Genomic DNA, 23,638 nt, shown 5'->3' with positions numbered 1-23,638 from the left:
CCGCACTACGGCGCCGTTGCCGCCGGCGGCCCTCTCGGTGCCGGAGCGTCAGTTCCCGCGCAGGTGGTGACGCTTGCGCCAGGCCACCACCGTGCCCGCCAGCGCCGGGACCGCGATGCACGCCATCGCGATCAAAAACGCCGGCGAGGTCGGCGAGGAGGCGCGGGCCCCCGCGACGGCGTAGGCGGCGGTGTTCGGGACCGACCCGAGCGCCGTCGCCAGCAGGAACGGCAGCCAGCCCATCCGGGACACCGCGGCGCAGTAGTTCGCCGCCCAGAACGGCACGCCCGGGAACAGCCGCGCCACCATCATCGAACGGAACCCGTGCCGGCTCAGCTGCCCGTCGGCCGCCTTCAGCCAGCGCCCGCGCAGCAGCGGCCGCAGCGCGTCCTGGCCGAGCATCCGGCCCAGACCGAACGCCACCCCGGCGCCCAGCACCGTCCCGGCGAGCGCCGAGCCGAGGCCCAGCTGGGAGCCGAACAGCGCCCCCGCCGCGAGATTCAGCAGCGGGCGCGGCACGAACGCCACCGTGCACAGGCCGTACGCCCCCGCGAACACCAGCGCCGCGAGAGCCCCGCCGAGCTGCGGCGGCCAGCCGTCGGCCAGCAGCCGCTGCGGATGGAACAGCAGCACGGCGGAGGCGGCCGCCCCGAGCAGGGCTATCAGCAGCGAGAGCCGTGACCACGGCGACAGCGCCGCCCGCGCGCAGCGGGCGGTCAGCCCCGGCGGCGCCGGCCGCAGGGCGGGCGCGGGCAGGGGGACGGAGAGCTCCGTGGCGGTGGCCCGGGGAGAGGCCGTAGCGGTGCCAGAGCGGTTGGCATCGAGCATTCGGCGACCCTAACCGAATGACGTGTGTGATCGCCGTATGGTTCGTCTCATGAGCGTCACGAAGGCGCGGTCCCCGCGGGTGCCGCCCAGCTCACTCGCCGACACCGTGCTGGAGCGGCTGACCACGGTCTATCCCGCCGCGGCCGACCCCGAGCGGGCCGCGCCCATGCGGGCGTACATGAAGGACGTCGCCCCCTACCTCGGCATCCCCACCCCCGCCCGCCGCGCCCTGTCCCGCACCGTCCTCGCGGGCACCGCGCGCCCCGCCGAGGACGACTGCGCGGCGATCGCCCTGCGCTGCTGGCGGCTGCCCGAGCGCGAGTACCACTACTTCGCCGTGGACTACCTGCGCCGCCAGGTGGCGCACTGCTCGACCGCGTTCCTGCCGGTGGTACGGCATCTGCTCACCACCGACCCCTGGTGGGACACCGTCGACCCGCTCGCCGCGCACGTGGTCGGCCCGCTCGTCACCGCCGACCCGCAGCTGGTCGCCGAGATGGACCGCTGGATCGAGGACGACGACCTCTGGCTGGTGCGCACCGCGCTGCTGCACCAGCTGCGCTACAAGGAACACACCGACACCGAGCGCCTGTTCGCCTACTGTCTGCGCCAGTCCGGGCATCCCGACTTCTTCGTACGCAAGGCCATCGGCTGGTGCCTGCGCGAGTACGCCTGGACCGACCCGGAGGCGGTGCGCGGCTTCCTCGACCGCGAACGGGCGCGCTTCGCACCGCTGTCGGTGCGCGAGGCGCTGAAGAACATCGGCGCCTGAGCCTGACGCGAGGGGGCGCAGCCCGCCGGGGGCGCAGCCCGCGGAAAACCATTCGACGCCGAACGGGCCGTAGGCGATGATCGGCACCATGTTCCGGCAGGCCTTCCTTCACGCAGCATCCGCGGTCGCGGATGCGCCGAAGGCTGCCGTCCCGCTCTTCCTCACGGCCGTCGACGGCGCCCGAAGCTGACCCTCCCCGGATCGTCCGGCGGACCCCGCAGGGGGAGGGTCGGCATCACCTTGGGGTCCCCGCTCCACCCACCAGGCTTCGAGGATCAGCCATGCCCAAGACGGCGTACGTGCGCACCAAGCCGCACCTGAACATCGGCACCATGGGCCACGTCGACCACGGCAAGACCACCCTGACCGCCGCCATCACCAAGGTTCTCGCCGAGCGCGGGGCCGGCACCTTCGTCCCGTTCGACCGCATCGACCGGGCCCCGGAGGAGGTCGCCCGCGGCATCACCATCAACATCGCGCACGTCGAGTACGAGACCGACACCCGGCACTACGCGCACGTCGACATGCCGGGCCACGCCGACTACGTCAAGAACATGGTCACCGGCGCCGCGCAGCTCGACGGGGCGATCCTCGTCGTGTCCGCGCTCGACGGGATCATGCCGCAGACCGCCGAGCACGTGCTGCTCGCCCGGCAGGTGGGCGTCGACCACATCGTCGTCGCCCTCAACAAGGCCGACGCGGGCGACGAGGAGCTCACCGACCTCGTCGAGCTGGAGGTCCGCGACCTGCTCACCGCGCAGGGTTACGGCGGCGACTCCGTACCCGTCGTACGGGTCTCCGGGCTGAAGGCGCTGGAGGGCGACCCCCGCTGGACGGCGTCCATCGAGGCGCTGCTCGACGCGGTGGACACGTACGTGCCCATGCCCGAGAGGTACGTCGACGCGCCGTTCCTGCTGCCGGTGGAGAACGTGCTCACCATCACCGGGCGCGGCACGGTCGTCACCGGCGCCGTCGAGCGCGGCACGGTCCGCGTCGGAGACCGGGTCGACGTGCTCGGCGCCGGCCTGGAGTCCGTCGTCACGGGCCTGGAGACCTTCGGCAAGCCGATGGACGAGGCCCAGGCGGGCGACAACGTGGCGCTGCTGCTGCGCGGCGTCGCGCGCGGCGCGGTCCGGCGCGGGCACGTGGTGGCCGCGCCGGGCAGCGTGTCGCCCAGCCGGCGCTTCACGGCACGGGTGTACGTCCTGCCGACCCGCGAGGGCGGGCGTACGACACCGGTGTCCACGGGGTATCGGCCGCAGTTCTACATCCGCACCGCGGACGTCGTCGGCGACGTCGACCTCGGTACGGCGGCCGTCGCCCGGCCCGGCGACACGGTGGACATGACCGTGGAGCTGGGCCGGGACGTCCCGCTGGAGCCCGGCCTCGGCTTCGCGATCCGCGAGGGCGGCCGGACGGTGGGCGCGGGCACGGTCACGGAGGTGCTCTGAGGCTCCGCCGGTTCGGCAGCGGGGGTGGCGGAGAGGGCGGCCCCGGGAGGGCCCGCCCCCTCCGCCCTCCGCCGGCCGGCAGGGGGGCGCTGCGCGTGCCGGGGCGCCGGAGCGGTGCTCTCTGGGCGGGGCGGTGCTCTTGGGGCGGGGCGGCGTTCTCCGGACAGAGCGGCGTTCTCCGGACGGACTGGTGCTCTCTATGCGGAGCAGTGCTCCCTGTGCGGCGCGGTGCTCGCGGAGTTGTCCGGTCGGGGTGCCTCGGCCGTGCCCTCGCGCCGGTCTGCCCGGCACAATGTCCTCGTGAGCGAAGTGAGCGAACCCATACCCGTGACCAGGGAAGTCGACCACGGCGTCGCCAAGCTGATGCCGGACGTCGACCGGGACCGCGCCTGGCTGCTGACGGTGGACGGGGCGCCGCAGTCGTACGTCGACCTCGACGAGCCGGCGCATCTCGAGTTCGAGTACGCGCGGCGGCTCGGGCACGTGCTCGACGGCCTCGCCGAGCCGGGGCGGCCGCTGGACGTGCTGCACCTCGGCGGGGGCGCGCTCACCCTGCCCCGCTACGTCGCCGTGACCCGCCCCGGCTCCGCACAGGACGTCGTCGAGGCCGACCGGGGGCTGCTCGCCCTGGTCACCGAGCATCTGCCGCTGCCCGCCGGCTCCGGCGTCGGTCTGCACGCCGCCGACGCCCGGACCTGGCTGGAGGCCGCCCCGGACGGTTCGGCCGACGTGCTGATCGCGGACGTCTTCGGCGGCTCCCGGGTACCCGCCCACCTCACCACCCTGTCGTACGCGAAGGAGGCGGAACGGGTGCTGCGGGACGGCGGCGTCTATCTGGCCAACCTCGCCGATGCCGCGCCGTTCGCGTTCCTCCGTTCCCAACTCGCCACCTTCGGCGCCGTCTTCGAGGAGCTGGCGCTGATCGCCGAGCCGGCCGTGCTGCGCGGTCGGCGCTTCGGCAACGCCGTGCTCGTCGCCTCCCACCACCCCCTGGACACCGCCGCGCTGGCTCGCCGCACGGCCGCGGACGCCTTCCCGGCGCGGGTCGAACACGGGCCCCGGCTGCGGGAGTTCATCGGTGGCGCCCGCCCGGTGCGGGACGCGGACGCCGTCCCGTCACCCGAGCCTCCCGACGGCGCCTTCGGCATCGGCTGACCGAACCCCGCCCCCCATCCGGCCTTCCGCCCCGGCGACCGCGCCACGGCTCTCCGCCCCGGCTTCGGTGGCCCGGGTCAGGTTCCGTACCTCGGGCACCAGCAGCACCGCCGCCGTCACCAGAACCACCAGCCCCGCACACGTCCACAGCGCCGCCGTTCGCCCGACCGCCTCCTCGGCGGGCCCGGCCAGCGCGGTCGCGACCGGCACCAAAGACACGGACCCGAACCAGTCGTACGCCGACACCCGCGACAGCTTGTCCTCGGCCACCTCCTGGTGCAGCGCGGTCATCCAGCTCACCCCGAACACCTCGACCGTGCAGCCCGACACGAACATCACCGCGTACAGCACGCCGACCGGGACCGGGACCGCCAGGGCCGCGGAGGGCAGGGCGAGCGGGAACACGCACAGGGTGCCCGCGAGCAGCAGGCGGCGTGGCTTCCAGCGGGTCATCAGCAGCGCGCCGCCCACCGTGCCCGCTCCGAACGCCGCCAGCGCCAGGCCCCACGGACCCGCGCCGCCGAGGCTGTCGCGGGCCACCAGCGGACCGTAGACCGCGTCGGCCGCGACCACCACCGCGTTCGCCACGGAGAACTGCGCCACGATGCCCCACAGCCACGGCCGGCCGGTGAACTCCCGCCAGCCGTCGCGGAGATCGGCGAGCAGGCCGCCGCCCGCCGTCCGGGCCGGGGCGGCGCCGACGTCGAGGAAGGAGCGCAGCGCCCCGGCGAACGCGAACCCGGCCGCGTCCACCGCGAGCACCCACCCGGGCCCGACCGCCGCCACCAGGGCCCCGCCGAGGGCCGCGCCGCCCAGGCCCGCGCCCTGTACCGCCATGCGGAACACCGCGAACGCCCGGCCCGCCTGCGCGCCCTGGACGCTCGACATCACCATGGCTTCCGCGGCGGGGCTGAAGAACGCCTGTCCGGTGCCGCAGAGCGCCGTGAGCAGCATCATCTGCCAGATGCGGGCGCCGTCGGTCAGCACGAGGGCCGCGAAGGCCGCCTGCGACAGGCAGTTGAGGGCGTTCGCGGCGACCATCACCCGGTGCCGTGGCACCCGGTCCGCGACGGCGCCGCCCACCAGCAGGAACAGCACCAGGGGAACCGTGCGCGACGCGGCCACCAGGCCGACGTCCCCGGCGTCGCCGCCGGCCTCCAGCACCGCGAAGGCGGAGGCGATCAGGGTGCCGTTGGCCCCCAGCCCGGTCACGACCGCCGCCGTGGTCAGCAGAGTGAAGTTGCGGTTCGCCCAGGCCGGGGTCCTGCGGGGTCGCGAGGCGGCGGGGGCGTCGGTGGGGGAGGCGTCGGCGGAGGAGGTCACCGGGTGACTATCCCCGCCGGGCCGCCCGCCGCCAAATGAATTGCCGCCAGGTGGGCCCGGCCCGGCCAGTCGCCGGCGGGTGGGCCCGGCCCCCGCCCGCCGGACGGACCCGGCTCAGCTCCCCGTCGGGTCGCCGTTCAGCCGTACCGTGTTGAGGATCTTCATGATCGTCGCCTTCGGGATCTCCTTGGAGACTCCCTTGGCGCCGAAGAAGTTCCACGACACGAAGTCCCCGGCCGAGTTCTTGAAGCCGAAGGTCAGCGCCTTGCCGTCGCTCGCGCACTTGCCCTTGCGGGGCGTGTTCGTCGACTGCGCCCACGCGATGCTGCCCTTGATGCCCGAGGCCGTGGTGTAGGGCTGGGCCTTCTTGTCGTAGGTGAGGCTCTTCTTGTCCGGCTGGGTGTAGCCGCCGTAGACCCACCACGCGACGGTGTTGACCGCCACCTCGTCGGTGTTCTTCGCGCCGTTGGCGCCCTTGCTGCCCACCGCGCCGAGCGAGGTGTCGTCGCTGTGGCCGTCCTTGTCGTCGTCGGACGTGCACCACTTCGACTGGTACTCGGCGGTGCCCGACATGGTGACGAGGGGCTTGAAGTCGTCGGACTTCTCGTCCTCGAACGCGATGGACAGGGTGGGGGACTGCACCTCCCAGTCCGGCGGCACGTCGAAGGCGATGCCCCACTTGGGGTTCACCACCACCTTCCAGCCCGCGATCGTCGGCTTCTGGGTCGACGCGCCACGCGGGTTGTCGTCCGAACCGGACGCCGACGCCGTCGGGTCGGCGGACGCGGACGCCGACGGCGTGTGCTTGCCGCCGCCGTTCGCGTCGTCGCTCTTGTCGTTGCCCCCGAGCACCAGGACGCCCGTCACGCCGGCGGCGACGACCACCGCCGTGGCCGCCGCTATCGCCACCCACTTGGTCCGGTTCCCGCCGCCCCCGCCCTGCGGCGGCTGCGGGGCCCCGGTCGGCGTCGGCGCACCCCACTGCGGCTGCTGCGCATAGGGGTTGGGCTGCTCATAGCCGGGCCCGGGCTGCTGATAGCCGGGTTGCTGATAGGGATTCGGCTGCTGGTATCCCGGTTGCTGGTACGGATTGTGCTGCGGGTTCTGCTGCGGGTTCTGCTGCGGGTTGTGCTGCGGGTTCTGCTCGCCCCCGGGCGGCTGCTGTCCTGGCCACATGGTGAGTCACCCTAGTCTCCCCTGTGACACGTTTGGGTCACCGTCCCTTGTCAGGGACGTACCGAGTCCGGGGGCGGCGGCGCGGTGTCGGATCAGCCGTCGGACGGGGTGTAGAGCCGCACGGTGGTGAGGATCCGGCGGACCGTCGCGTCCGGCACCTCACCGGTCACCCCCGCCGCGCCGACGAACGACCACGACGCGAAGTCGCCCGCCGCGTCGGTGAAGGCGAACGTCGTGGCCTTGCCGTCGCTGTCGCACTTGTGCTTCTTCGCGACGCCGGACGACCGCGAGGTGACCAGACTGCCCGTCAGACCGGACGCGGTGGTGAACTCCGTGACCGTGCCGGTCGCCACCTTCTTGTGGTCGGGCTGCGTGTACAGGCCGTAGACCCAGGCCGCGGAGTCGGCGCGGGCGGCGGCGGCCGTGCTCGTCGCGCCGTTGTTGCCGCGCGTGCCCACGTTCGCCAGCGCGGTGTCCTCGCTGTGGCCGTCCTTGTCGTCGTCGGACGTGCACCACTTCTCCTTGAGCACCGCGGGTGCCTTCATCGCGACGAGCGGCTTCTCCTCGGGGTCGTCGTCCTCGGCGACGTACGTCACCCAGGACGGCGACTTGGCCGTCCAGGACGGCGGCACGTCGAAGGCCACGCCGAGGTCCGCGTTCACGACGACCTTCCAGCCGGCGACGGTCGGCTGCCCGCCGTCGGCGGTGCGCGGGTTCCCGGTCGCCGAAGTGGACGCCGACGCCGAGGACTTCGTGGGTGCGGGCGCGGGGTCGTCGTTGTCGCCGCCGAGCATTACCGCGCCGGTCACGGACGCGGCCGCCACGACGGCCGCGGCGGCGCCGATCGCGACGATCCGGGTACGCCGGCCCCCGCCGGGCCCGTGCGGTCCCGGCCCCGCCGCCTGCGCGGTCCCCGCGGTCTGCGCGGTCCCCGCGGTCTGTGCGAGGTACGGATTCGGCTGCTGGTAGCCGGGTTGCGCGTAGGGATTCGGCGGCTGGCCGGCCGGTGGCCGCTGGGCGTAGGGGTTCGGCGCCTGGGCGCCCGGACCCGGCTGGGCATAGGGGTTCGGCGGTGGCCCGCCCGGCCCTGGCTGCGCGTACGGATGCGGCGGTGGCCCGCCCTGCTGTCCGTACGGGTTCGGCTGTTGCTCCTGCGGATTCGTCCCGCCCCCTGGCGGCTGCTCCCCTGGCCACATGGGGCGCCACCCTACTGTGACCGTCTGTGCGGCTCTGGCCCTGTCGGCTACTCGTGAGTAACATGTCGGTCATGAGCGCAGACCAGATGTCCATAGGCGAGATGCTCGCCGCCACGGTGCCCATGGTTCGCACGCTGAACCTGGAGTACCTGGAGACCTCCCCCGAGCGGGCGGTGCTCGCGCTGCCCGACCAGGGCGAGTACCACAACCACATCGGCGGCCCGCACGCCGGAGCCATGTTCACCCTCGCCGAGTCGGCCAGCGGAGCCATCGTGCTCGCCGCCTTCGGCGACCAGCTCTCCCGGGCCGTGCCGCTCGCGGTCAGTGCCGAGATCGCCTACAAGAAGGTCGCCCTCGGTCCGGTCACGGCCACCGCGACCCTCGGGCGTCCGGCCGCCGAGGTGATCGCCGAGCTCGACGCGGGCAAGCGCCCCGAGTTCCCGGTGGCCGTCGCCATCCGGCGCGAGGACGGGGCGGTGACCGGCGAGATGACCGTCGTGTGGACGCTGCGCCCCAACGGCTGACCCGCCCGCCCACCGAAGCGACGAGGGCCCCGGCCGCGGCAACGTGCGGCCGGGGCGGAGTCGTCCGGGCCGCACGACGCTCCCGCCTGGAGGCGCCCCAGGCCACGTGACGCTCCCGCCGGGCGCGTCCGGGCCGCGCGACCCTCCCGCCCGGCGCGTCCAGGTCGAGTGACGTTCCCGCCGGGCGCGCCCAAGCCACGTGACGCTTCCCTCCAAGGCGGAGCCGGTCAGGCCGCGAAGCGTTCCCGCCCGGAGCGCTCGGCCTCCGTCAGACCCGCGACGAACTCCTTGAGCCAGGCCACGAACTCCGGCCCCAGATCCGGGCGTTCGCACGCGAGCCGGACCACCGTGCGCAGATAGTCCGCCTTGTCGCCGGTGTCGTAGCGCCGGCCGCGGAAGACGACACCGTGGACCGTGCCGCGCCCGGCGAGTTCCTGGAGGGCGTCGGTCAGCTGGATCTCGCCTCCCCGGCCCGGCGGGGTGCGCTCCAGGACGTCGAAGACGCCCGGTTCGAGGACGTAGCGCCCGATCACGGCGTAGTTGCTCGGTGCGTTCTCGGGTGAGGGCTTCTCCACCAGGCCGGTCACCCGCACCACCCCGTCCTCGCCGGTGGGCTCCACGGCCGCGCAGCCGTAGAGATGGATCTGCGACGGGTCGACCTCCATCAGGGCCACCACGCTGCCCTCGTGCCGGTCGCGCACGTCGAGCATCCGGCTGAGCAGGGTCTCGCGCGGATCGATCAGGTCGTCGCCGAGGAGTACGGCGAAGGGCTGGTCGCCGACGTGGTTGCGGGCGCAGAGCACGGCGTGGCCGAGGCCGAGCGGATCGCGCTGACGGATGTGGTGGATGTCGGCGAGCCGGGCAGGGTCGCGCACGGCGTCCAGGCGCACCGAGTCGCCCTTGGCGGCCAGCGCCTGCTCCAGCTCGAAGGCGTTGTCGAAGTGGTCCTCGATGGCCCGCTTGTGGCGCCCGGTGACCATGAGCACGTCGTCGAGCCCGGCCGCGGCCGCCTCCTCCACGACGTACTGGATCGCCGGCTTGTCGACGACCGGCAGCATCTCCTTCGGGGTCGCCTTCGTCGCGGGCAGGAAGCGGGTGCCGAGTCCGGCCGCCGGGACCACCGCCTTGCGGACCGTACGGGCGGGCGTGGGGGCCGATGCGGAGTGGGGGGCGTTCATGCGCGCCATGCTGGGGCACCCCGATGAGAGCGGGCCGAGAGCGGCTTATGAGCCGACTGTGTCTCGCGCCCGGCGCCGGGCGGCCGCCCCCGCTCGGGCCGCGGACCTGCGGCCGCGGACCTGCGGCTGCGGACGCGCGCGAGGGCGGGCGGTAGGCTTCCCGGCAGGTGCCCGCGCGGCACCTGCCGGGAACCGCAGGGGCGGCGACACGCGCATCGGCAAGAGCGGTAACACGCGCATCGGCAGTGGCAGCAACACACGAATCGGGAGGGACCGGCGTTGCACGTCCAGGAGTGGCTCGACACCGTGCCCGCGGCGGCGGTCTACGCCGTGGTGGCGCTGGTCATCGGCGTGGAGAGCCTGGGCATCCCGCTGCCCGGCGAGATCGTGCTGGTCTCGGCGGCGCTGCTCTCCTCGCAGCACTCGGGCATCAACCCGTTCGTGCTCGCCGCCTGCGCCAGCCTCGGCGCGGTCGTCGGCGACTCGATCGGCTACGCCATCGGCCGCAAGGGCGGCAGGCCGCTGCTCGCCTGGCTCGGCCGGAAGTTCCCGCGCCACTTCGGCGAGGGGCACATCGCGACGGCGGAGCGCTCCTTCGAGAAGTGGGGCATGTGGGCCGTCTTCTTCGGCCGTTTCGTCGCCCTGCTGCGGATCTTCGCGGGCCCGCTCGCCGGTGTGCTGCGGATGCCGTACTGGAAGTTCCTGATCGCCAACCTGCTCGGTGGCGTCGTCTGGGCGGGCGGCACCACGATGGTCGTCTACTACGTCGGCAGGGTCGCCGAGGACTGGCTCAAGCGCTTCTCCTACGCCGGCCTCGGGGTGGCGGTGCTGATCGGCGTCGCGTCGATGCTGGTGGTCCGGCGCAAGGCGCAGCGGGCCCAGCGGGTGGAGCCGGAGCCGGAGAAGGCCCCGGCCGCGGCCGGAGAATAGGGGTCCACCCGGTCACGGCCGGGAACCGTGGCTCCCCGCCCGTCGCGCCGACGGCGCCCGCGGGCGTCACTCGTGCGCGTCGCGGTGCGCCTTCGCCAGCTCCGCGTACATGGTGCCGTTCAGGGTGATGCCCTGGCGCTCCTCCTCGGTCAGCGCCCGCTTCACCTTCGCCGGTACGCCCGCGACCAGCGACCCCGGCGGCACCACCATCCCCTGCGGGACCAGCGCCTGCGCGGCGACGAGCGAGCCCGCGCCGATCACCGCGCCGTTGAGGACCGTGGCGCCCATGCCGACCAGGCAGTCGTCCTCGACGGTCGCCCCGTGCACCACCGCGTTGTGGCCGACGGACACCCGCTCGCCGACGGTGACGGGGAAACCGGGGTCGGCGTGCAGCGTGCAGTTGTCCTGGATGTTGCTCGCGGCGCCCACGGCGATCCGCTCGACGTCGCCGCGCAGCACCGCGCCGTACCAGACGCTCGCCCCGGCCCCCAGCGTCACGTCACCGATCACCGATGCGGTCGGCGCCACGAACGCCTGCCCGTCGATGCGCGGCTCGCGGCCGGCGATGCCCGTGATCAGTGGCCGGTGCGTCATCTGCGTCTCCTTCTCGTCGCTCACCATCGCACCGTACGCCACCCGGTGGGGCGAAGATCACAGCCCTTGGCCGTCATGGGCGCGGGCGGCGCTGAGTACCGTGAGCGCGTGCCCAAACGCAAGAACACGTTCTCATCATGGCGGCGCGGACTCGCGCAGCGCGCCGTCCACGCGGGCTGGGCATGGGTGCAGCGGATGGGTTCCGTGAGCGCGGAGCACCCCGGCCGGCTGCGGTTCGGCGCGATGGGGGAGGCGACCCGGCTCGCCTTCCCGCTGGGCACGGTCTTCGGCGAGCCGTGGATCCACCTGGGCTCGTACTGCATCATCGCCGAGCAGGTCACCCTGACCGCGGGCCTGATGCCCGACCTGGACCTGGGGCCCGAGCCGATCCTGCGGATCGGCGACGGTGTCGTCCTCGGCCGCGGCAGCCATGTCATCGCCGACTCCACGGTCACCATCGGCAACGACTGCTACTTCGGGCCGTACGTCTACGTCACCTCCACCAATCACTCCTACGACGACCCGGACGAGCCCATCGGCAAGCAGTGGCCGCGGTTCGAGCCGGTGGAGATCGGGTCAGGGTGCTGGATCGGCACCGGCGCGGTGATCCTGCCGGGGGCGCGGATCGGGCGGAACGTGGTGGTCGCGGCGGGCGCGGTGGTCCGCGGGACGGTGCCCGACCACGCCGTGGTCGCGGGCGCCCCCGCCCGGGTCGTACGGCGCTGGACGCCCGACGCGGGCTGGCAGCCCCCGCTGCGGACCCCGGCCCCCGTGCCGATCCCGGACGGCGTCACGCCGGACCAGCTCTCCGCGCTCGCGGACCTGGACGAGGAGACCGTGGCCCGCCTCGCGGAACTGGACGAGGAGACCACCACCCCGCTGGCGGAACTGGACGCGAAGGCCGCGCGGGACGCGTGAGCGCGTCCGCGCCGCAGGACATTCGCGCCGCAGGACGTTCACGCCGCAGGACACTCGCGCTGCCTGCGCGTGTCCGGAGGGGTGCGCGCTCGCGGCGGCCGAGCGCATGGGGACGGAAAGGTGCCCGTCCCGCCTGCGCGTGACCGGTCGGGCGGCTGGGCGCGTCAGCCCGTCGCCAGCAGGACCGTCCCCACCAGCGCCAGCCCCGCCCCCGCCGCCTGCACGGTGCGCAGGCGCTCGCTGAGGAAGCCGCGCGCGGCGAGCGCGGTCACCACCGGGTACAGGGAGGCCAGCACGGCGGCCACGGTCACCGGGCCGCGCTGCGCGGCCACCGCGTAGGTGCCGTTGGCGGCGACGTCGGCGAGACCGACGAACGCGAGCGCCGGGAACGAGCCCCACGGAAAACCGCCGGCGGGCAGGGCGGGCGTCCCGCGGCGTACGGCGCCGTACAGCGCGGCGCCCCCGACCGCCACGTTCGTCACGCGCTGCACGAACAGCGCCAGGAACAGCCCGGTGACGGTCGTCGACGCCTCGGTGATCAGCACGAACACCGTGCCGAAGCCGAGCGCCGCGACCAGCGTGAGCAGCACCGCCTGCCGTTGCACCGCCGCCCCGCGCAGTTGCGGCCCGCCCGCGAGGACGACCCCGGTGACGGCGACCGCGATACCCGCGAGCTGGGCCGGCCCCGGGCGCTCGCCGAGCAGCAGCCCCACCGTGACGGGGACGGCCACGCTCAGCGTGGCGAGCGGGGAGACCACGCCCATCGGGCCGAGGGCGAGCGCCTTGTAGAAGGAGATCAGGGCCACCGGCCCGACGAGACCCGCCGCGAGCGCGAACCACAGCCGGGGGCCCGCCTCGGACCAGCCGCCGGTGGCGGCCACCAGGGCGCCGAGCACCACCGCGGCGGCGCCCTGCGAGATCACCACCACGGTCAGCGCGGGGAGGCGCCGGGTCAGCAGCCCGCCGCCGAAGTCGGCCAGGCCCCACAGCAGGCTGGTGGCCAGGGCGAAGAGTGCTGTCACGGCCTGCCTCGCAGTACAGTTCGGTGAACGATCGGGTGCACCCCACCGTAGTTCATTCAAGTGAACCCTGTCATCCAGAATACTTGACCGTACGTGTCGCTGGGCCCCTGCCTCCCGCGGGCGTCACCCGAGCGGCATCGGAACATGGACGGAACGTGTCGGACCTCGACCTGCTGACCCAGTCCCTGGCGCGCAACGTGAAGCGCTGGCGCACCGAGCGCGGCTTCACCCTGGACACGCTCGCCGGCCGCGCCGGAGTCAGCCGGGGCATGCTCATCCAGATCGAGCAGGCCCGCACCAACCCCAGCATCGGCACCGTGGTCAAGATCGGCGACGCCCTCGGGGTCAGCATCACCACCCTGCTCGACTACGAACAGGGCCCGAAGGTCCGGGTCGTCCCCGCCGACCAGGCGGTCCGTCTCTGGCACACCGACGCGGGCAGCTACAACCGGCTGCTCGCCGGCACCGAGGCCCCGGGCCCGCTGGAGATGTGGGACTGGCGGCTGATGCCCGGCGAGTCCAGCCCCTCCGACCCGCACCCGGCCGGCACCGTCGAGCTGGTGCACGTCACCGCGGGGGAGCTGACCCTCACCGTCGACGGCACGTCGTACCGCGTCCCGGCCGGCGCGAGCGCCTCCTTCGAGGCCGACTCGCCCCATGTCTACGGCAACGAGGGCGACGAGCCGATGGAGCTGGTGATGGCGGTGTCCGTGCCGCCGGTGCACTGAGGCACGCCTCCGGGCCGCGCCGGCCCGCCTGTTAGCGTGCCGCCATGCGCGCACCCATCGGAGACTTCGACACCGCGATCCCCGCCCCCGACTGCCTCGACCTGCTGATCGGTCCGGTCGCCGACGCCGTACGGAACTGGCGCGGCAGCGTACCCGCCGAGCAGATCGTGTACGTCGAGACGGACCCGCGGTGGGCCGACACGGCCGTCTTCGTCGAGCACTACGGGCAGGAGCTGCTGGAGCGGTCCGCCAACTGCGTGGTGGTCGCCGGGAAGCGCGGCGGCACGACCACGCTGGCCGCGTGCCTGGCGCTCTCCACCACCCGCGTCGACGTCAACAACGTGGTGCGCCGCCGGCTCGACGCCCGCAAGGCGTCCTTCGCGTCGATGGACACCGCGACCGGCGAGACCGGCATGGAGTACGGCGGCATCACCCCCGTCGGACTGCCCGCGGGCTGGCCGCTGCTGGTCGACCCGGCCGTCGTCGACCTGCCCTACGTCCTCGTCGGCAGCGGCCGCCGCCGCGGCAAGCTCCTGGTCCCGGGCAAGGCCTTCGCCGAACTGCCCGGCGCGGAAGTGGTGGAGGGCCTCGGCGTCTGAGCGGGCGGACCCGGCACCGGGACCGGTCGGGCTGCCTGCGCAGCGGGACAGGCACCAGCACCGGCACCAGCTGCCTGCGCAGCGGGACCGGCACCAGCACCGGCACCAGCTGCCTGCGCAGCGGGACCGGCACCAGCACCGGCACCGGCTAGCCGCGCAGCAGCGGGATCTCGATCGCCGGGCAGCGGTCCATGACCATCGCGAGCCCGGCGTCCCGCACCCGGTCGTAGGCGTCCTCGTCGATCACGCCGAGCTGGAACCACACGGCCTTCGCGCCCTTGGCCACCGCCTCGTCGGCGACCTGCCCGGCCAGCTGGCTGTTGACGAAGACGTCGACCACGTCGACGCCGAACGGGATGTCGGCGAGCGAGGCGTACCCCTGCTCGCCGAGCACCCTCTCGGCCTTCGGATGCACCGGAACCACCCGCTTGCCGAAGCTCTGCAGGACCTGTGCGATGCCGTACGCCGCACGCCCGTGGTTCTGGGACAGACCGACCACCGCCCACGTGTCGCCGAGCTCGGTCAGGATCCTGCGGATCGTCGCGTTGTCGCCGTACACCGGCGGCCTCCTCCGGCTGAGAAAGGGTGTTCCCCGGACAACATGCCACGCCGAGCGGCTCATTCCCCTGTCATCGGCGGTCGCAATCGGCGTCAGATGCTGCGGCGGACCCGCCGCCCCCCTACGCTCGGGCCGTGCTCCGCATCACCGACGCCCGTACCGGCGAGCTCGTCGCCGCCGCCCCCGCCCGCCGCGGCCTGACCAGGGTCCAGGCCCACACCCCGTGGTTCGACGCCACCGCCCTGCGGGTGCTCCTCACCGCCGACCTCCTCGTCCGCGCCCTGGAGATCGGCGGCACCCCCGTGTGGGCGCTGCTGACCGGCGAGCGGCAGCAGGCCGAGCTGCACGCGGCGGCGGCCGCGCTCGGCCTGCGGCCCTTCGAGGACAGCCGGGACATCGGCGCCGGGCTCGGCGAGGCCCAGGTCGTCCATGTGGCGGCCCTCGGCGGTCCGCTGCCGGAGGGCGTGGTGGCCGGCGCCGGACCCGTCGAGCCCGCCACCGCGGCGCCCGCCGAGGGCGCCGACCCCGCCGTGCTGCGCCTGGCCCTGCTCTCCACGGCCCGCGACCGCCCCGTCCGCATCGACGGCGGTGTCCTCGCCGCGGCCGAGGCCACCCTCGACCGCTGGCGGCAGGCCGTCGCCGGGTGGGCCCGCACCCCCTCCCGGCCGGTCCCCGACGCCGTACGCGTACGGCTGCGCACGGCCTGGGAGGACGACCTCGACGTACCGGAGGTGCTGCGCGTGCTGGCCTGGGTCGAGGACACCCCCGAACTGCCCGACGGAGCCCGCTTCGAGACGTTCGCGCACGCCGACCGGCTGCTCGGCCTCGACCTCACCCGCGACCTGGGGAGCCCCGCGTGACCACCCCGGGCGGAGCCGGTCCGCTGCGCCGTCTGGTCGTGCTGCGGCACGCCAAGTCCGCCTGGCCGGAGGGTGCGGCCGACCACCGGCGCCCGCTCGCGCCGCGCGGCCTGCGGGACGCGCCCGCCGCGGGCCGCGCCCTCGCCGAGGCCGACTGGCTGCCGGACCTCGCCCTGTGCTCCACGGCCGTACGGGCCCGGCAGACCTGGGAGCTGGCGTCCGCGGAGTGGGGCACCCCGCCGCCGGTGCGCCACGAGCCGCGGCTGTACGACGCCGACGCCGACGAGATCCTGGACGTGGTGCGCGAGGTGCCGGGCGAGGTGGGGACCCTGCTGCTCGTCGGCCACAACCCGGGCCTCGCCGACCTGGTCCTCGACCTGGCCGGGGACGGGCTGGACGACACCCTGGACCGGGTCCGGCTGAAGTTCCCGACCTCAGCGGTCGCGGTCCTGGCCTGGCACGGCGTCGGCTGGCACGCCCTCGCCCCGGGCACCGCGCTGCTGACGGCGGTGGTGGTGCCCAGGGGGTCGAAGACGTGAGGTGCCGGGGCGCCCCGGGAGGATCCCCCCAGGGCGCTCGGCGGGCGCCCCCGGTCCGAGGGCGCCGATGTTCCCGCGGGGGCGTCAGCCCACGTGCACCCGGGGCCGCCGCTCCACGTCCTGTTCGGCGCGGCGCAGCACCTCACGGGTGACCGGCGCGACCTCGCCGTCGCCGAACACCAGGAACCGGATCAGATGGCTGACCGGTCCGCCCTCCGTCCAGTCGAAGTAGGCGTGCGGCACCTGGCCGGTGCGGTCGCGCAGCGCCATCAGCACCGCCGCGATGGTGTTGGGCACCGTCGGGCCCTCGACCCGGAGCCGGCGTACGCCGTGCTTCTCGTCGCCGTGCACCAACACGTCCGCGGTGAAGTCGGACGAGTCGCGCACGAACACCTCAAGGAACAGCACGGGGCCGCCGTCGGGCATGTGGGTGTGCTCGCGCTGGCTGTACTCCTTCGCCCGGTACTCCCGGGTGCTGTGCTCCTGGGGCTCGTTCGCGATCAGGCGCAGCGGGCCGTGGGCCGCGGCCTCGTCGACGAAGCGCAGGGCCGCCTCGTCGAGCGTGACCTGCCCGGCCCGCAGCTCGAACGCGCGGTGCACGCGCGAGCCGAACGACGTGACCAGGATCGCCACGATGAAGATCAGCGCGATCTTGATGCCGTCGGGCCGCTCGATGACGTTCGTGACGAGGGTGTAGGCGAAGACGGCGGTGATCACGCCGAAGCCGATCGCGGCGGCCCGGTGGCCGCGCCGGTGCACGGCGACCGTGGAGGCGAAGGCGGCCGACAGCATCAGCACCAGCACGCCGGTGGCGTAGGCGCCGCTCTGCGCGTCCACGTTCGCGTCGAACCACAGGGTGATGACGACCGCCGCCACCATGAACACCAGGACCAGCGGCCGCACGGCGCGCGTCCACTCCGGCGCCATGCCGTAGCGCGGCAGATAGCGCGGCACGAGGTTGAGCAGGCCGGCCAGCGCGGAGGCGCCCGCGAACCACAGGATGGCGATCGTGGAGATGTCGTAGACCGTGCCGAAGGCCTCGCCGAGGTGCTGGTGCGCCAGGTAGGCGAGGGCGCGGCCGTTGGCGGGGCCGCCCGCCTCGAAGGCGGACTGCGGGATCAGGATCGTCGTCGCGAGGCTGGAGAGCAGGAGGAAGCAGCTCATGATCACGGCGGCCGTGGTGAGCAGCTTGCGGGTCTCGCGCACCCGGCCCGCGGGCCGCGCGAAGGTGTCGCTCGCGTCGCCCTTGACCTGCGGCATGACCGCCACGCCGGTCTCGAAGCCGGACATGCCGAGCGCGAGCTTGGGGAACACCAGCAGCGCCACGCCGATGATCGCGACCGGTGAGGAGTGCTCGGTGGTCATCGCGGAGGTCCAGTCGCCGATCCGCACCGGATGGCTGAGCACCTCCCACGCGGACACGGCGAGGACGACCAGGTTCAGCACCAGATAGGTGCCGACCAGGGCGACCGCGATGCCGATGGCCTCCCGGAAGCCCTTCAGGAAGACCGCGCCGAGCAGCGCGAGCAGCAGCAGGGTGATCCAGGCGTTGCCGCCGTGCATCCAGTGCGGCGCGAACGGGTTCTCCACGACGTGCGCGGCGGCGTCGGCGGCCGACAGGGTCATGGTGATCATGAAGTCGGTGGCTGCGAAGCCCAGCAGCACCAGGACGAAGATCTTCCCCGACCACCAGGGCAGCAGCCGCTCCAGCATGGCGATGGACCCCTCGCCGTGCGGGCTCTCGTGCGCCACCCTGCGGTACACCGGCAGGGCGCCCAGCAGGGTCAGCGCGATCAGCACCAGGGTCGCGAACGGCGACAGCAGGCCGGCCGCGAGGGCGGCGATGCCCGGCTGGTAGCCGAGGGTGGAGAAGTAGTCCACACCGGTCAGGCACATCACGCGCCACCACGTGTGGCCCGCGTGCTCCTCCTTGGGGGTGGCGTGCGGGCCGGGGTGCCGGGCCGACTGGTCGCTCAGGCCCTCCAGGAGCCACGCCCGCCAGCGGGGCGCGACGGCGGAGGGCTTCGGATCGTGGGGTTCGGCGGTGTCCGTGGTGTCCACCTGCGCGCCGGTCATGCTTCTTGCTCCTAGGGATGGTGGGCGTGGCGTGGGCGTACGTCGTGCGGCCCCGGTGGAGGACGAGCCCGGCCCCCGGGCACGGTGAGCGAGTATCCACCACCCCCTTGCCCCCGTCGGAGCCGGGGCAGTCCCGAACGGTGCGGTGGAGCGGGCGCGTGCGGTGCGGCGGGACGCGCCGTGAACTCGGCTTAGGCTGGCCAGATGCCAGACGAGTACCGCACCGTCGCGCGCGCGGGCGTGCACGAGACCGAGGTGAACCGCTCCCGCTTCCTGTGCGCGCTCGCCCCCGCCGCCACCGAGCAGGAGGCCCAGGACTTCGTCGCCGCCGTCCGCAAGGAGCACGCGGACGCCTCCCACAACTGCTGGGCCTACGTCGTCGGCGCCGACGCGTCCGTGCAGAAGGCGAGCGACGACGGCGAGCCGGGCGGCACCGCGGGCGTGCCCATGCTCCAGATGCTGCTCCGCCGCGACATGCGCTACGTCGTCGCCGTCGTCACCCGCTACTACGGCGGCGTGAAGCTCGGCGCGGGCGGCCTGATCCGCGCCTACGGCGGCGCGGTCGGCGAGGCCCTGGACGAGCTCGGCACCCTGACCCGCCGCCGCTTCCGCCTGGCCACGGTGACCGTCGACCACCAGCGCGCGGGCAAGGTCCAGAACGACCTGCGCGCCACCGGCCGCGAGGTCCGGGACGTGCGCTACGGCGAGGCGGTCGCCATCGAGATCGCCCTCCCGGACGCCGACGTGCCCGCCTTCCGCGCCTGGCTGGCGGACGCGACGTCGGGCACGGCGGAGGTCGAGCTGGGGGGCGAGGCGTACGGGGACGCGTGAGGTTCGGCGGGGCTCCGAGGGGTTCCGAGGGGTCCCGCGGGGCTCCGAGGGGTTTGGGGTTCCGAGGGGTCCCGAGGGGGCGCACTGAGACGCATCACACGTGGGGCGAGCGGCACCGATTCGTACATAACCGGACATAACGCCCCGGTGTCGAGGGGGTCATGACGGGCTGATACGGGAGTAACCGCCCGGGTTGTCGGACCCTGCCGTTAGTCTCGGGGATCATGAGGCTGCTGCACACTTCCGACTGGCATCTGGGCCGGGCGTTCCACCGGGTGAACATGCTCGACGCCCAGGCCGAGTTCATCGGTCACCTCGTCGCGACCGTGCGCGAGCACGACGTCGACGCGGTGGTCGTGTCGGGGGACGTGTACGACCGCGCGGTCCCGCCGCTCGCCGCCGTCGAACTCTTCGACGACGCTCTGCACCGCCTCGCCGCCCTCGGCGTGCCCACGGTGATGATCAGCGGCAACCACGACTCCGCCCGCCGCCTCGGCGTCGGCGCGGGCCTCATCGGGCGCGCGGGTATCCACCTGCGCACCGCGCCGTCCGCGTGCGGCACCCCGGTCGTGCTGCGGGACGACTTCGGAGAGGTCGCCTTCTACGGGCTGCCTTATCTCGAACCGGCCCTGGTGAAGGACGAGTTCGGTGTCGAGAAGGCCGGGCACGAGTCGGTGCTCGCCGCCGCCATGGACCGGGTGCGCGCCGACCTCGCGGGCCGCGCGCCGGGGACCCGCTCGGTCGTTCTCGCGCACGCCTTCGTCACCGGCGGCGAGGCCAGCGACAGCGAACGGGACATCACCGTCGGCGGTGTGGCCGCCGTCCCGGCCGGTGTCTTCGACGGCGTCGACTACGTCGCGCTCGGGCATCTGCACGGGTGCCAGACGCTCACCGACCGCGTGCGCTACTCCGGCTCACCGCTCGCCTACTCCTTCTCCGAGGCCGAGCACCGCAAGAGCATGTGGCTGATCGACCTCGACGCGGCCGGCGCGGTGCGGGCCGAGCGGCTGGACTGCCCGGTGCCGCGGCCGCTCGCCCGGATCCGCGGCCGCCTCGAGGACCTGCTGCTCGACCCGGAGCTGTCCCGGCACGCGGAGGCCTGGGTCGAGGCCACCCTCACCGACCCGGTCCGGCCCGCCGATCCGTTCGCCCGGCTCGCCGAGCAGCTCCCGCACCTGCTCAGCCTCGCCTTCGCGCCGGACCGCACCGACGACGCCGACGAGGTGTCGTACGCCACGCGCCTCGCGGGCCGCGGCGACCAGGAGATCGCCGAGGACTTCGTCGCCCATGTGCGCGGCGCCGGGCCCGACGCGGCCGAACAGGCCGTGCTGCGCGACGCGTTCGACGCCGTGCGCGCCGACGCCACCCTGCGGGAGGTCGCCCGATGAGGCTGCACGAGCTGCGCATCGGCGCCTTCGGCCCGTTCGGCGAGGCCCAGACCGTCGACTTCGACGCCCTGTCGGCCGCCGGCCTGTTCCTGCTGCACGGCCCCACCGGCGCCGGGAAGACCTCCGTACTCGACGCCGTGTGCTACGCCCTGTACGGCGCCGTCCCCGGCGCCCGCCAGAGCGGCCAGGGCCAGAACCTGCGCAGCGACCACGCGGACCCCGGCCTGCGCACCGAGGTCGCCCTCACCTTCACCGTCGCTGGACGGCGCCTGGAGATCACCCGGCAGCCGCCCTGGGAGCGCCCCAAGAAGCGCGGCACCGGCACCACTCTCGACAAGGCCCAGAGCTGGCTGCGCGAACGCGACAGCGCGACCGGCGCCTGGAAGGACCTCAGCCGCTCCCACCAGGAGATCGGCGAGGAGATCACCCAGCTGCTCGGCATGAGCCGCGAGCAGTTCTGCCAGGTCGTGCTGCTGCCCCAGGGCGACTTCGCGCGCTTCCTGCGCGCCGACGCCGAGGCCCGCGGCCGGCTGCTCGGCCGACTCTTCGACACCCAGCGCTTCGCCGACGTCGAAAAGCGCCTCGCCGAGCGGCGCCGCGCCGCCGAGATGCGGGTCCGCGAGAACGACCAGTCCCTGCTCGCCCACGCGCACCGGATGCAGCAGGCCGCGGGCGGCGCCATGCCGCTGCCGGAGCTGGCCCCCGGCGACCCGGGCCTCGCCGAGACCGTCCTGGTCGCCGCGGCCGTGGCCCGCGCCACCGTACGCGAGCAGCTCACCGTCGCCCACTGCCGGCTCACCGCCGCCGAGTCCGCCCACGCGGGCGCCGACCACGACCTGGCGGACGTACGCGAACTGGCCCGGCTGCAGGGCCGGTTCGAGCAGGCCCGGCAGCGGGCCGGCGCGCTGGAGGAGCGCGCCGACGCGCACCGCGAGGCCGAGGCCCGCATGGAGCGGGCGCGCAAGGCCGAGGCGGTCGCCCCCGCCCTCGACCTGCGCGACAGCGCCGACGCCGAACACCGTCGCGCCGCCGCGGACGAGGCCCGCACCCGCGCCCTGCTGCCGCGCACCGACGCCGACGCGGGCGCGGCCGGACTCGCCGCCGCCGCGCGCCGCGCCGCCGAGGAGCTCGGCGGACTGGAGTCGGCCCGCCGCGCCGAGCACCGGCTCACCGCCCTGGTCGCCGAGCGCGCCGGGCTCGACCGTCAGGAGCGGGCCGACGAGGACGTCCTCCAGGAGGCCGACGCCTGGCTCGCCGGCTGGGAGGCCACCCGCACCGGGCTCCAGTCCCGCGTCGACTCCGCGCAGGAGGCCGCGACCCGGGCCGAACAGCTCGCGGTGCGCCGCGAACCCGTGCGGCAGCGGCTGGCCGCCGCCCGGCTGCGCGACCAGCTCGCGGGCGACACCGACCGCGCCGCCCAGCTGGCCCTGGACCGCGCCGACCGCGCCCAGCGCGCCCGGGAACACTGGCTGGACCTCAAGGAACAACGGCTGAACGGCATCGCCGCCGAACTCGCCGCCTCCCTCACCGACGGCGAACCCTGCGCGGTCTGCGGCGCCACCGAACACCCCGCGCCCGCCCGCAAGGACGCCGGGCACGTCGACCGCGCCGCGGAGGAACAGGCCCTCGCCGCCTACCAGCACGCCGACGAGCAGCGCGCCGAGCACGACAGCGCCCTCGCCACCGTGCGCGAGGCGCTCGCCGCCGCCGGCGCCGAGGCCGGCGACACCCCCACCGACCGGCTCGCCGCCGAGGCCGACGAACTGGAGCGGGAGTACGCCCGCGCCCGCCGCGACGCCTCCGCCCTGCACGCCGCCCACGAGGAGCTGCGCCGCGCCGAGCAGGAGCGCGAGCGCCGCCTGACCGACCGCCAGGAAGCCGCCGTACGGGCCGCCTCGCGGGCCGCCCGCCGGGACACCCTGGAGCGGGAACGGGCCGTGCTGGAGGAGGAGTTGGCGGAGGCGCGGGGCTCCGCCGCGAGCGTCGCCGCGCGCACCGCCGAACTGGAGCTGCGCGCCGCCCGGCTCACCGACGCCGCCGACGCCGCGCGCACCGCCGAGGAGACCGCCCAGCGGCTCAAGGACGCCGACGCCCGCCTCGCCGACGCCGCCTTCCGCGCCGGGTTCGACACCCCGCGGGACGCGGCCGCCGCCCTCCTGGACGGCACCGCCCACCGCGAACTCCAGCGGCGCCTGGACGCCTGGCAGCAGGAGGAGTCCCAGGTGCGGGCGGTCCTCGCCGAGGCCGACACCGTGGCCGCCGCCGCGCACCCGCCCGCCGACGTGGCGGCAGCACAGGCGCGTGCCGACGCCGCGGCCCGGCGGCTGCGCGACGCCGCCTCCGCGCGGGACGCGGCCGCCCGCCGGTGCACCGAGCTCGACCGGCTCTCCGCGCAGGCGACCCAGGGCGTGCGGGCGCTGGCGCCGCTGCGCGAGGAGCACGACCGCGTCGCCCGCCTCGCCGCCCTCGCCGCGGGCACCTCGGCCGACAACGAGCGCCGGATGCGCCTGGAGTCGTACGTCCTCGCGGCGCGGCTCGAACAGGTCGCCGCGGCCGCGACGGCGCGGCTGACCCGCATGTCCTCCGGGCGCTACACGCTGGTGCACTCGGACGACCGCTCCGGGCGCGGCCGCAGCGGGCTCGGGCTGCACGTGGTCGACGCCTGGACCGGCCGTGAGCGCGACACGTCGACCCTGTCGGGCGGCGAGACGTTCTTCGCCTCCCTGGCGCTCGCCCTCGGCCTCGCCGACGTCGTCACGGACGAGGCCGGCGGGGTGCGGCTGGACACCCTCTTCATCGACGAGGGCTTCGGCAGTCTCGACGACCAGACCCTCGACGAGGTCCTCGACGTGCTGGACTCCCTCCGGGAGCGCGACCGCAGCGTGGGCATCGTCAGCCACGTGCCCGACCTGCGCCGCCGCGTCCACGCCCAGCTGGAGGTGGTCAAGGGGCGCTCGGGATCGACGCTGCGGCAGCACGGGGCCTGAACCG

22 protein-coding genes are annotated in these 23,638 nt (G+C 74.5%); 13 read left to right on the top strand and 9 right to left on the bottom strand.

The features are described from left to right. Window positions 1-48: 48 nt before the first annotated feature. The gene (locus tag WN71_RS16065; protein ID WP_046587645.1) at window positions 49-828 is read right to left on the bottom strand and encodes a TVP38/TMEM64 family protein; all 780 of its coding nucleotides are present in this window, start codon (window positions 826-828) and stop codon (window positions 49-51) included. 49 nt (window positions 829-877) lie between these two features. On the opposite strand from WN71_RS16065, the gene WN71_RS16060 reads away from it, so the two are divergent. The 3 genes from WN71_RS16060 (at window position 878) to WN71_RS16050 (ending at window position 4,206) form a co-directional block, all read left to right on the top strand. Beyond that, entirely contained in the window at window positions 878-1,600 is a 723-nt protein-coding gene (locus WN71_RS16060) for a DNA alkylation repair protein (RefSeq protein WP_046587643.1), read from the top strand. 281 nt (window positions 1,601-1,881) lie between these two features. Continuing rightward, a complete protein-coding gene (gene tuf / locus WN71_RS16055) occupies window positions 1,882-3,051 on the top strand; it encodes an elongation factor Tu (protein WP_046587642.1) in 1,170 nt (389 codons plus the stop codon). Between the two features lie 309 nt (window positions 3,052-3,360). Then, complete coding sequence (locus WN71_RS16050; RefSeq protein WP_206300089.1) at window positions 3,361-4,206, top strand: spermidine synthase; 846 nt, start codon at window positions 3,361-3,363, stop codon at window positions 4,204-4,206. Here WN71_RS16050 and WN71_RS16045 read toward each other — a convergent pair. The 3 genes from WN71_RS16045 to WN71_RS16035 form a co-directional block, all read right to left on the bottom strand. Beyond that, window positions 4,168-5,529 carry an MFS transporter gene (locus WN71_RS16045; RefSeq protein WP_046587639.1) on the bottom strand — a complete coding sequence of 454 codons (1,362 nt, stop codon included), beginning with the start codon at window positions 5,527-5,529 and terminating at the stop codon, window positions 4,168-4,170. The two genes, WN71_RS16050 and WN71_RS16045, sit on opposite strands and share 39 nt — an antisense overlap. A 114-nt stretch (window positions 5,530-5,643) precedes the next feature. Then, window positions 5,644-6,705, bottom strand: coding sequence for a DUF8017 domain-containing protein (locus tag WN71_RS16040; RefSeq protein ID WP_046587637.1), 1,062 nt, complete (start codon window positions 6,703-6,705; stop codon window positions 5,644-5,646). A gap of 92 nt (window positions 6,706-6,797) precedes the next feature. Beyond that, window positions 6,798-7,901 (bottom strand): DUF8017 domain-containing protein, encoded by a 1,104-nt coding sequence (locus WN71_RS16035; RefSeq protein WP_079177891.1) that lies wholly within the window; start codon window positions 7,899-7,901, stop codon window positions 6,798-6,800. An 86-nt stretch (window positions 7,902-7,987) separates the two neighbouring features. Here WN71_RS16035 and WN71_RS16030 point away from each other — a divergent pair, with 86 nt between their 5' ends. Then, entirely contained in the window at window positions 7,988-8,425 is a 438-nt protein-coding gene (locus WN71_RS16030; protein ID WP_046587634.1) for a DUF4442 domain-containing protein, read from the top strand. A 227-nt stretch (window positions 8,426-8,652) separates the two neighbouring features. Here WN71_RS16030 and galU read toward each other — a convergent pair whose 3' ends face one another. After that, window positions 8,653-9,603, bottom strand: coding sequence for a UTP--glucose-1-phosphate uridylyltransferase GalU (gene galU / locus WN71_RS16025; protein ID WP_046587811.1), 951 nt, complete (start codon window positions 9,601-9,603; stop codon window positions 8,653-8,655). Window positions 9,604-9,882: 279 nt separating this feature from the next. Between galU and WN71_RS16020 the strand changes: the two genes are divergently transcribed. Beyond that, window positions 9,883-10,533 (top strand): DedA family protein, encoded by a 651-nt coding sequence (locus WN71_RS16020; RefSeq protein ID WP_046587632.1) that lies wholly within the window; start codon window positions 9,883-9,885, stop codon window positions 10,531-10,533. A gap of 66 nt (window positions 10,534-10,599) precedes the next feature. Here WN71_RS16020 and WN71_RS16015 read toward each other — a convergent pair whose 3' ends face one another. Further along, entirely contained in the window at window positions 10,600-11,127 is a 528-nt protein-coding gene (locus WN71_RS16015; RefSeq protein WP_046587809.1) for a gamma carbonic anhydrase family protein, read from the bottom strand. 75 nt (window positions 11,128-11,202) lie between these two features. Here WN71_RS16015 and WN71_RS16010 point away from each other — a divergent pair, with 75 nt between their 5' ends. Further along, window positions 11,203-12,045, top strand: coding sequence for a DapH/DapD/GlmU-related protein (locus WN71_RS16010; protein ID WP_071369852.1), 843 nt, complete (start codon window positions 11,203-11,205; stop codon window positions 12,043-12,045). A 164-nt stretch (window positions 12,046-12,209) separates the two neighbouring features. Here WN71_RS16010 and WN71_RS16005 read toward each other — a convergent pair whose 3' ends face one another. After that, on the bottom strand, window positions 12,210-13,067 hold the full coding sequence (locus WN71_RS16005) for a DMT family transporter (protein ID WP_046587630.1): 858 nt from the start codon (window positions 13,065-13,067) through the stop codon (window positions 12,210-12,212). Between the two features lie 155 nt (window positions 13,068-13,222). On the opposite strand from WN71_RS16005, the gene WN71_RS16000 reads away from it, so the two are divergent. Then, window positions 13,223-13,795: a helix-turn-helix domain-containing protein gene (locus WN71_RS16000; protein WP_046587627.1), complete on the top strand. Its 573-nt coding sequence runs from the start codon at window positions 13,223-13,225 to the stop codon at window positions 13,793-13,795. A gap of 44 nt (window positions 13,796-13,839) precedes the next feature. Beyond that, window positions 13,840-14,394, top strand: a complete 555-nt coding sequence (locus WN71_RS15995) for a YbaK/EbsC family protein (RefSeq protein ID WP_046587625.1) — start codon at window positions 13,840-13,842, stop codon at window positions 14,392-14,394. Window positions 14,395-14,542: 148 nt separating this feature from the next. Here WN71_RS15995 and WN71_RS15990 read toward each other — a convergent pair whose 3' ends face one another. Then, window positions 14,543-14,953 (bottom strand): CoA-binding protein, encoded by a 411-nt coding sequence (locus tag WN71_RS15990; RefSeq protein ID WP_046587623.1) that lies wholly within the window; start codon window positions 14,951-14,953, stop codon window positions 14,543-14,545. 134 nt (window positions 14,954-15,087) lie between these two features. Here WN71_RS15990 and WN71_RS15985 point away from each other — a divergent pair, with 134 nt between their 5' ends. Together WN71_RS15985 and WN71_RS15980 are read left to right on the top strand one after the other, a co-directional pair. Then, window positions 15,088-15,813 (top strand): cysteinyl-tRNA synthetase, encoded by a 726-nt coding sequence (locus tag WN71_RS15985; protein WP_046587621.1) that lies wholly within the window; start codon window positions 15,088-15,090, stop codon window positions 15,811-15,813. Then, on the top strand, window positions 15,810-16,352 hold the full coding sequence (locus tag WN71_RS15980; RefSeq protein WP_046587619.1) for a SixA phosphatase family protein: 543 nt from the start codon (window positions 15,810-15,812) through the stop codon (window positions 16,350-16,352). Before WN71_RS15985 ends, WN71_RS15980 begins: the two co-directional genes overlap by 4 nt. Before the next feature lie 84 nt (window positions 16,353-16,436). Here the strand turns inward: WN71_RS15980 and WN71_RS15975 are convergent, their stop codons facing one another. Next, entirely contained in the window at window positions 16,437-18,428 is a 1,992-nt protein-coding gene (locus WN71_RS15975) for an APC family permease (RefSeq protein WP_206300086.1), read from the bottom strand. Window positions 18,429-18,632: 204 nt separating this feature from the next. On the opposite strand from WN71_RS15975, the gene WN71_RS15970 reads away from it, so the two are divergent. The 3 genes from WN71_RS15970 to WN71_RS15960 all read left to right on the top strand — a co-directional run bounded on the left by WN71_RS15970 (window position 18,633) and on the right by WN71_RS15960 (window position 23,634). After that, entirely contained in the window at window positions 18,633-19,259 is a 627-nt protein-coding gene (locus WN71_RS15970) for a YigZ family protein (RefSeq protein WP_046587618.1), read from the top strand. Between the two features lie 224 nt (window positions 19,260-19,483). Further along, window positions 19,484-20,647: an exonuclease SbcCD subunit D gene (locus tag WN71_RS15965; protein WP_046587615.1), complete on the top strand. Its 1,164-nt coding sequence runs from the start codon at window positions 19,484-19,486 to the stop codon at window positions 20,645-20,647. Continuing rightward, a complete protein-coding gene (locus WN71_RS15960; protein WP_046587613.1) occupies window positions 20,644-23,634 on the top strand; it encodes an AAA family ATPase in 2,991 nt (996 codons plus the stop codon). Before WN71_RS15965 ends, WN71_RS15960 begins: the two co-directional genes overlap by 4 nt. Window positions 23,635-23,638: the final 4 nt, after the last annotated feature.

The organism is Streptomyces mangrovisoli, assembly GCF_000974985.2.
Classification (GTDB): Bacteria; Actinomycetota; Actinomycetes; order Streptomycetales; family Streptomycetaceae; genus Streptomyces; species Streptomyces mangrovisoli.
Note: the sequence above shows the minus strand (reverse complement) of the source record. Positions and strands in the feature narration are given on the sequence as shown.

Excerpts from the sequence above, each read along its gene's own strand:
- WN71_RS16015 (WP_046587809.1), bottom strand. The coding sequence starts at position 11,127 with ATGACGCACCGGCCACTGATCACGGGCATCGCCGGCCGCGAGCCGCGC.
- WN71_RS16010 (WP_071369852.1), top strand. The coding sequence starts at position 11,203 with ATGGGCGCGGGCGGCGCTGAGTACCGTGAGCGCGTGCCCAAACGCAAG.
- WN71_RS15965 (WP_046587615.1), top strand. The coding sequence starts at position 19,484 with ATGAGGCTGCTGCACACTTCCGACTGGCATCTGGGCCGGGCGTTCCAC.
- galU (WP_046587811.1), bottom strand. The coding sequence starts at position 9,603 with ATGAACGCCCCCCACTCCGCATCGGCCCCCACGCCCGCCCGTACGGTC.
- WN71_RS16060 (WP_046587643.1), top strand. The coding sequence starts at position 878 with ATGAGCGTCACGAAGGCGCGGTCCCCGCGGGTGCCGCCCAGCTCACTC.
- tuf (WP_046587642.1), top strand. The coding sequence starts at position 1,882 with ATGCCCAAGACGGCGTACGTGCGCACCAAGCCGCACCTGAACATCGGC.
- WN71_RS15970 (WP_046587618.1), top strand. The coding sequence starts at position 18,633 with ATGCCAGACGAGTACCGCACCGTCGCGCGCGCGGGCGTGCACGAGACC.
- WN71_RS15960 (WP_046587613.1), top strand. The coding sequence starts at position 20,644 with ATGAGGCTGCACGAGCTGCGCATCGGCGCCTTCGGCCCGTTCGGCGAG.
- WN71_RS15975 (WP_206300086.1), bottom strand. The coding sequence starts at position 18,428 with ATGACCGGCGCGCAGGTGGACACCACGGACACCGCCGAACCCCACGAT.
- WN71_RS15995 (WP_046587625.1), top strand. The coding sequence starts at position 13,840 with ATGCGCGCACCCATCGGAGACTTCGACACCGCGATCCCCGCCCCCGAC.
- WN71_RS16065 (WP_046587645.1), bottom strand. The coding sequence starts at position 828 with ATGCTCGATGCCAACCGCTCTGGCACCGCTACGGCCTCTCCCCGGGCC.
- WN71_RS16030 (WP_046587634.1), top strand. The coding sequence starts at position 7,988 with ATGTCCATAGGCGAGATGCTCGCCGCCACGGTGCCCATGGTTCGCACG.
- WN71_RS16040 (WP_046587637.1), bottom strand. The coding sequence starts at position 6,705 with ATGTGGCCAGGACAGCAGCCGCCCGGGGGCGAGCAGAACCCGCAGCAC.
- WN71_RS16035 (WP_079177891.1), bottom strand. The coding sequence starts at position 7,901 with ATGTGGCCAGGGGAGCAGCCGCCAGGGGGCGGGACGAATCCGCAGGAG.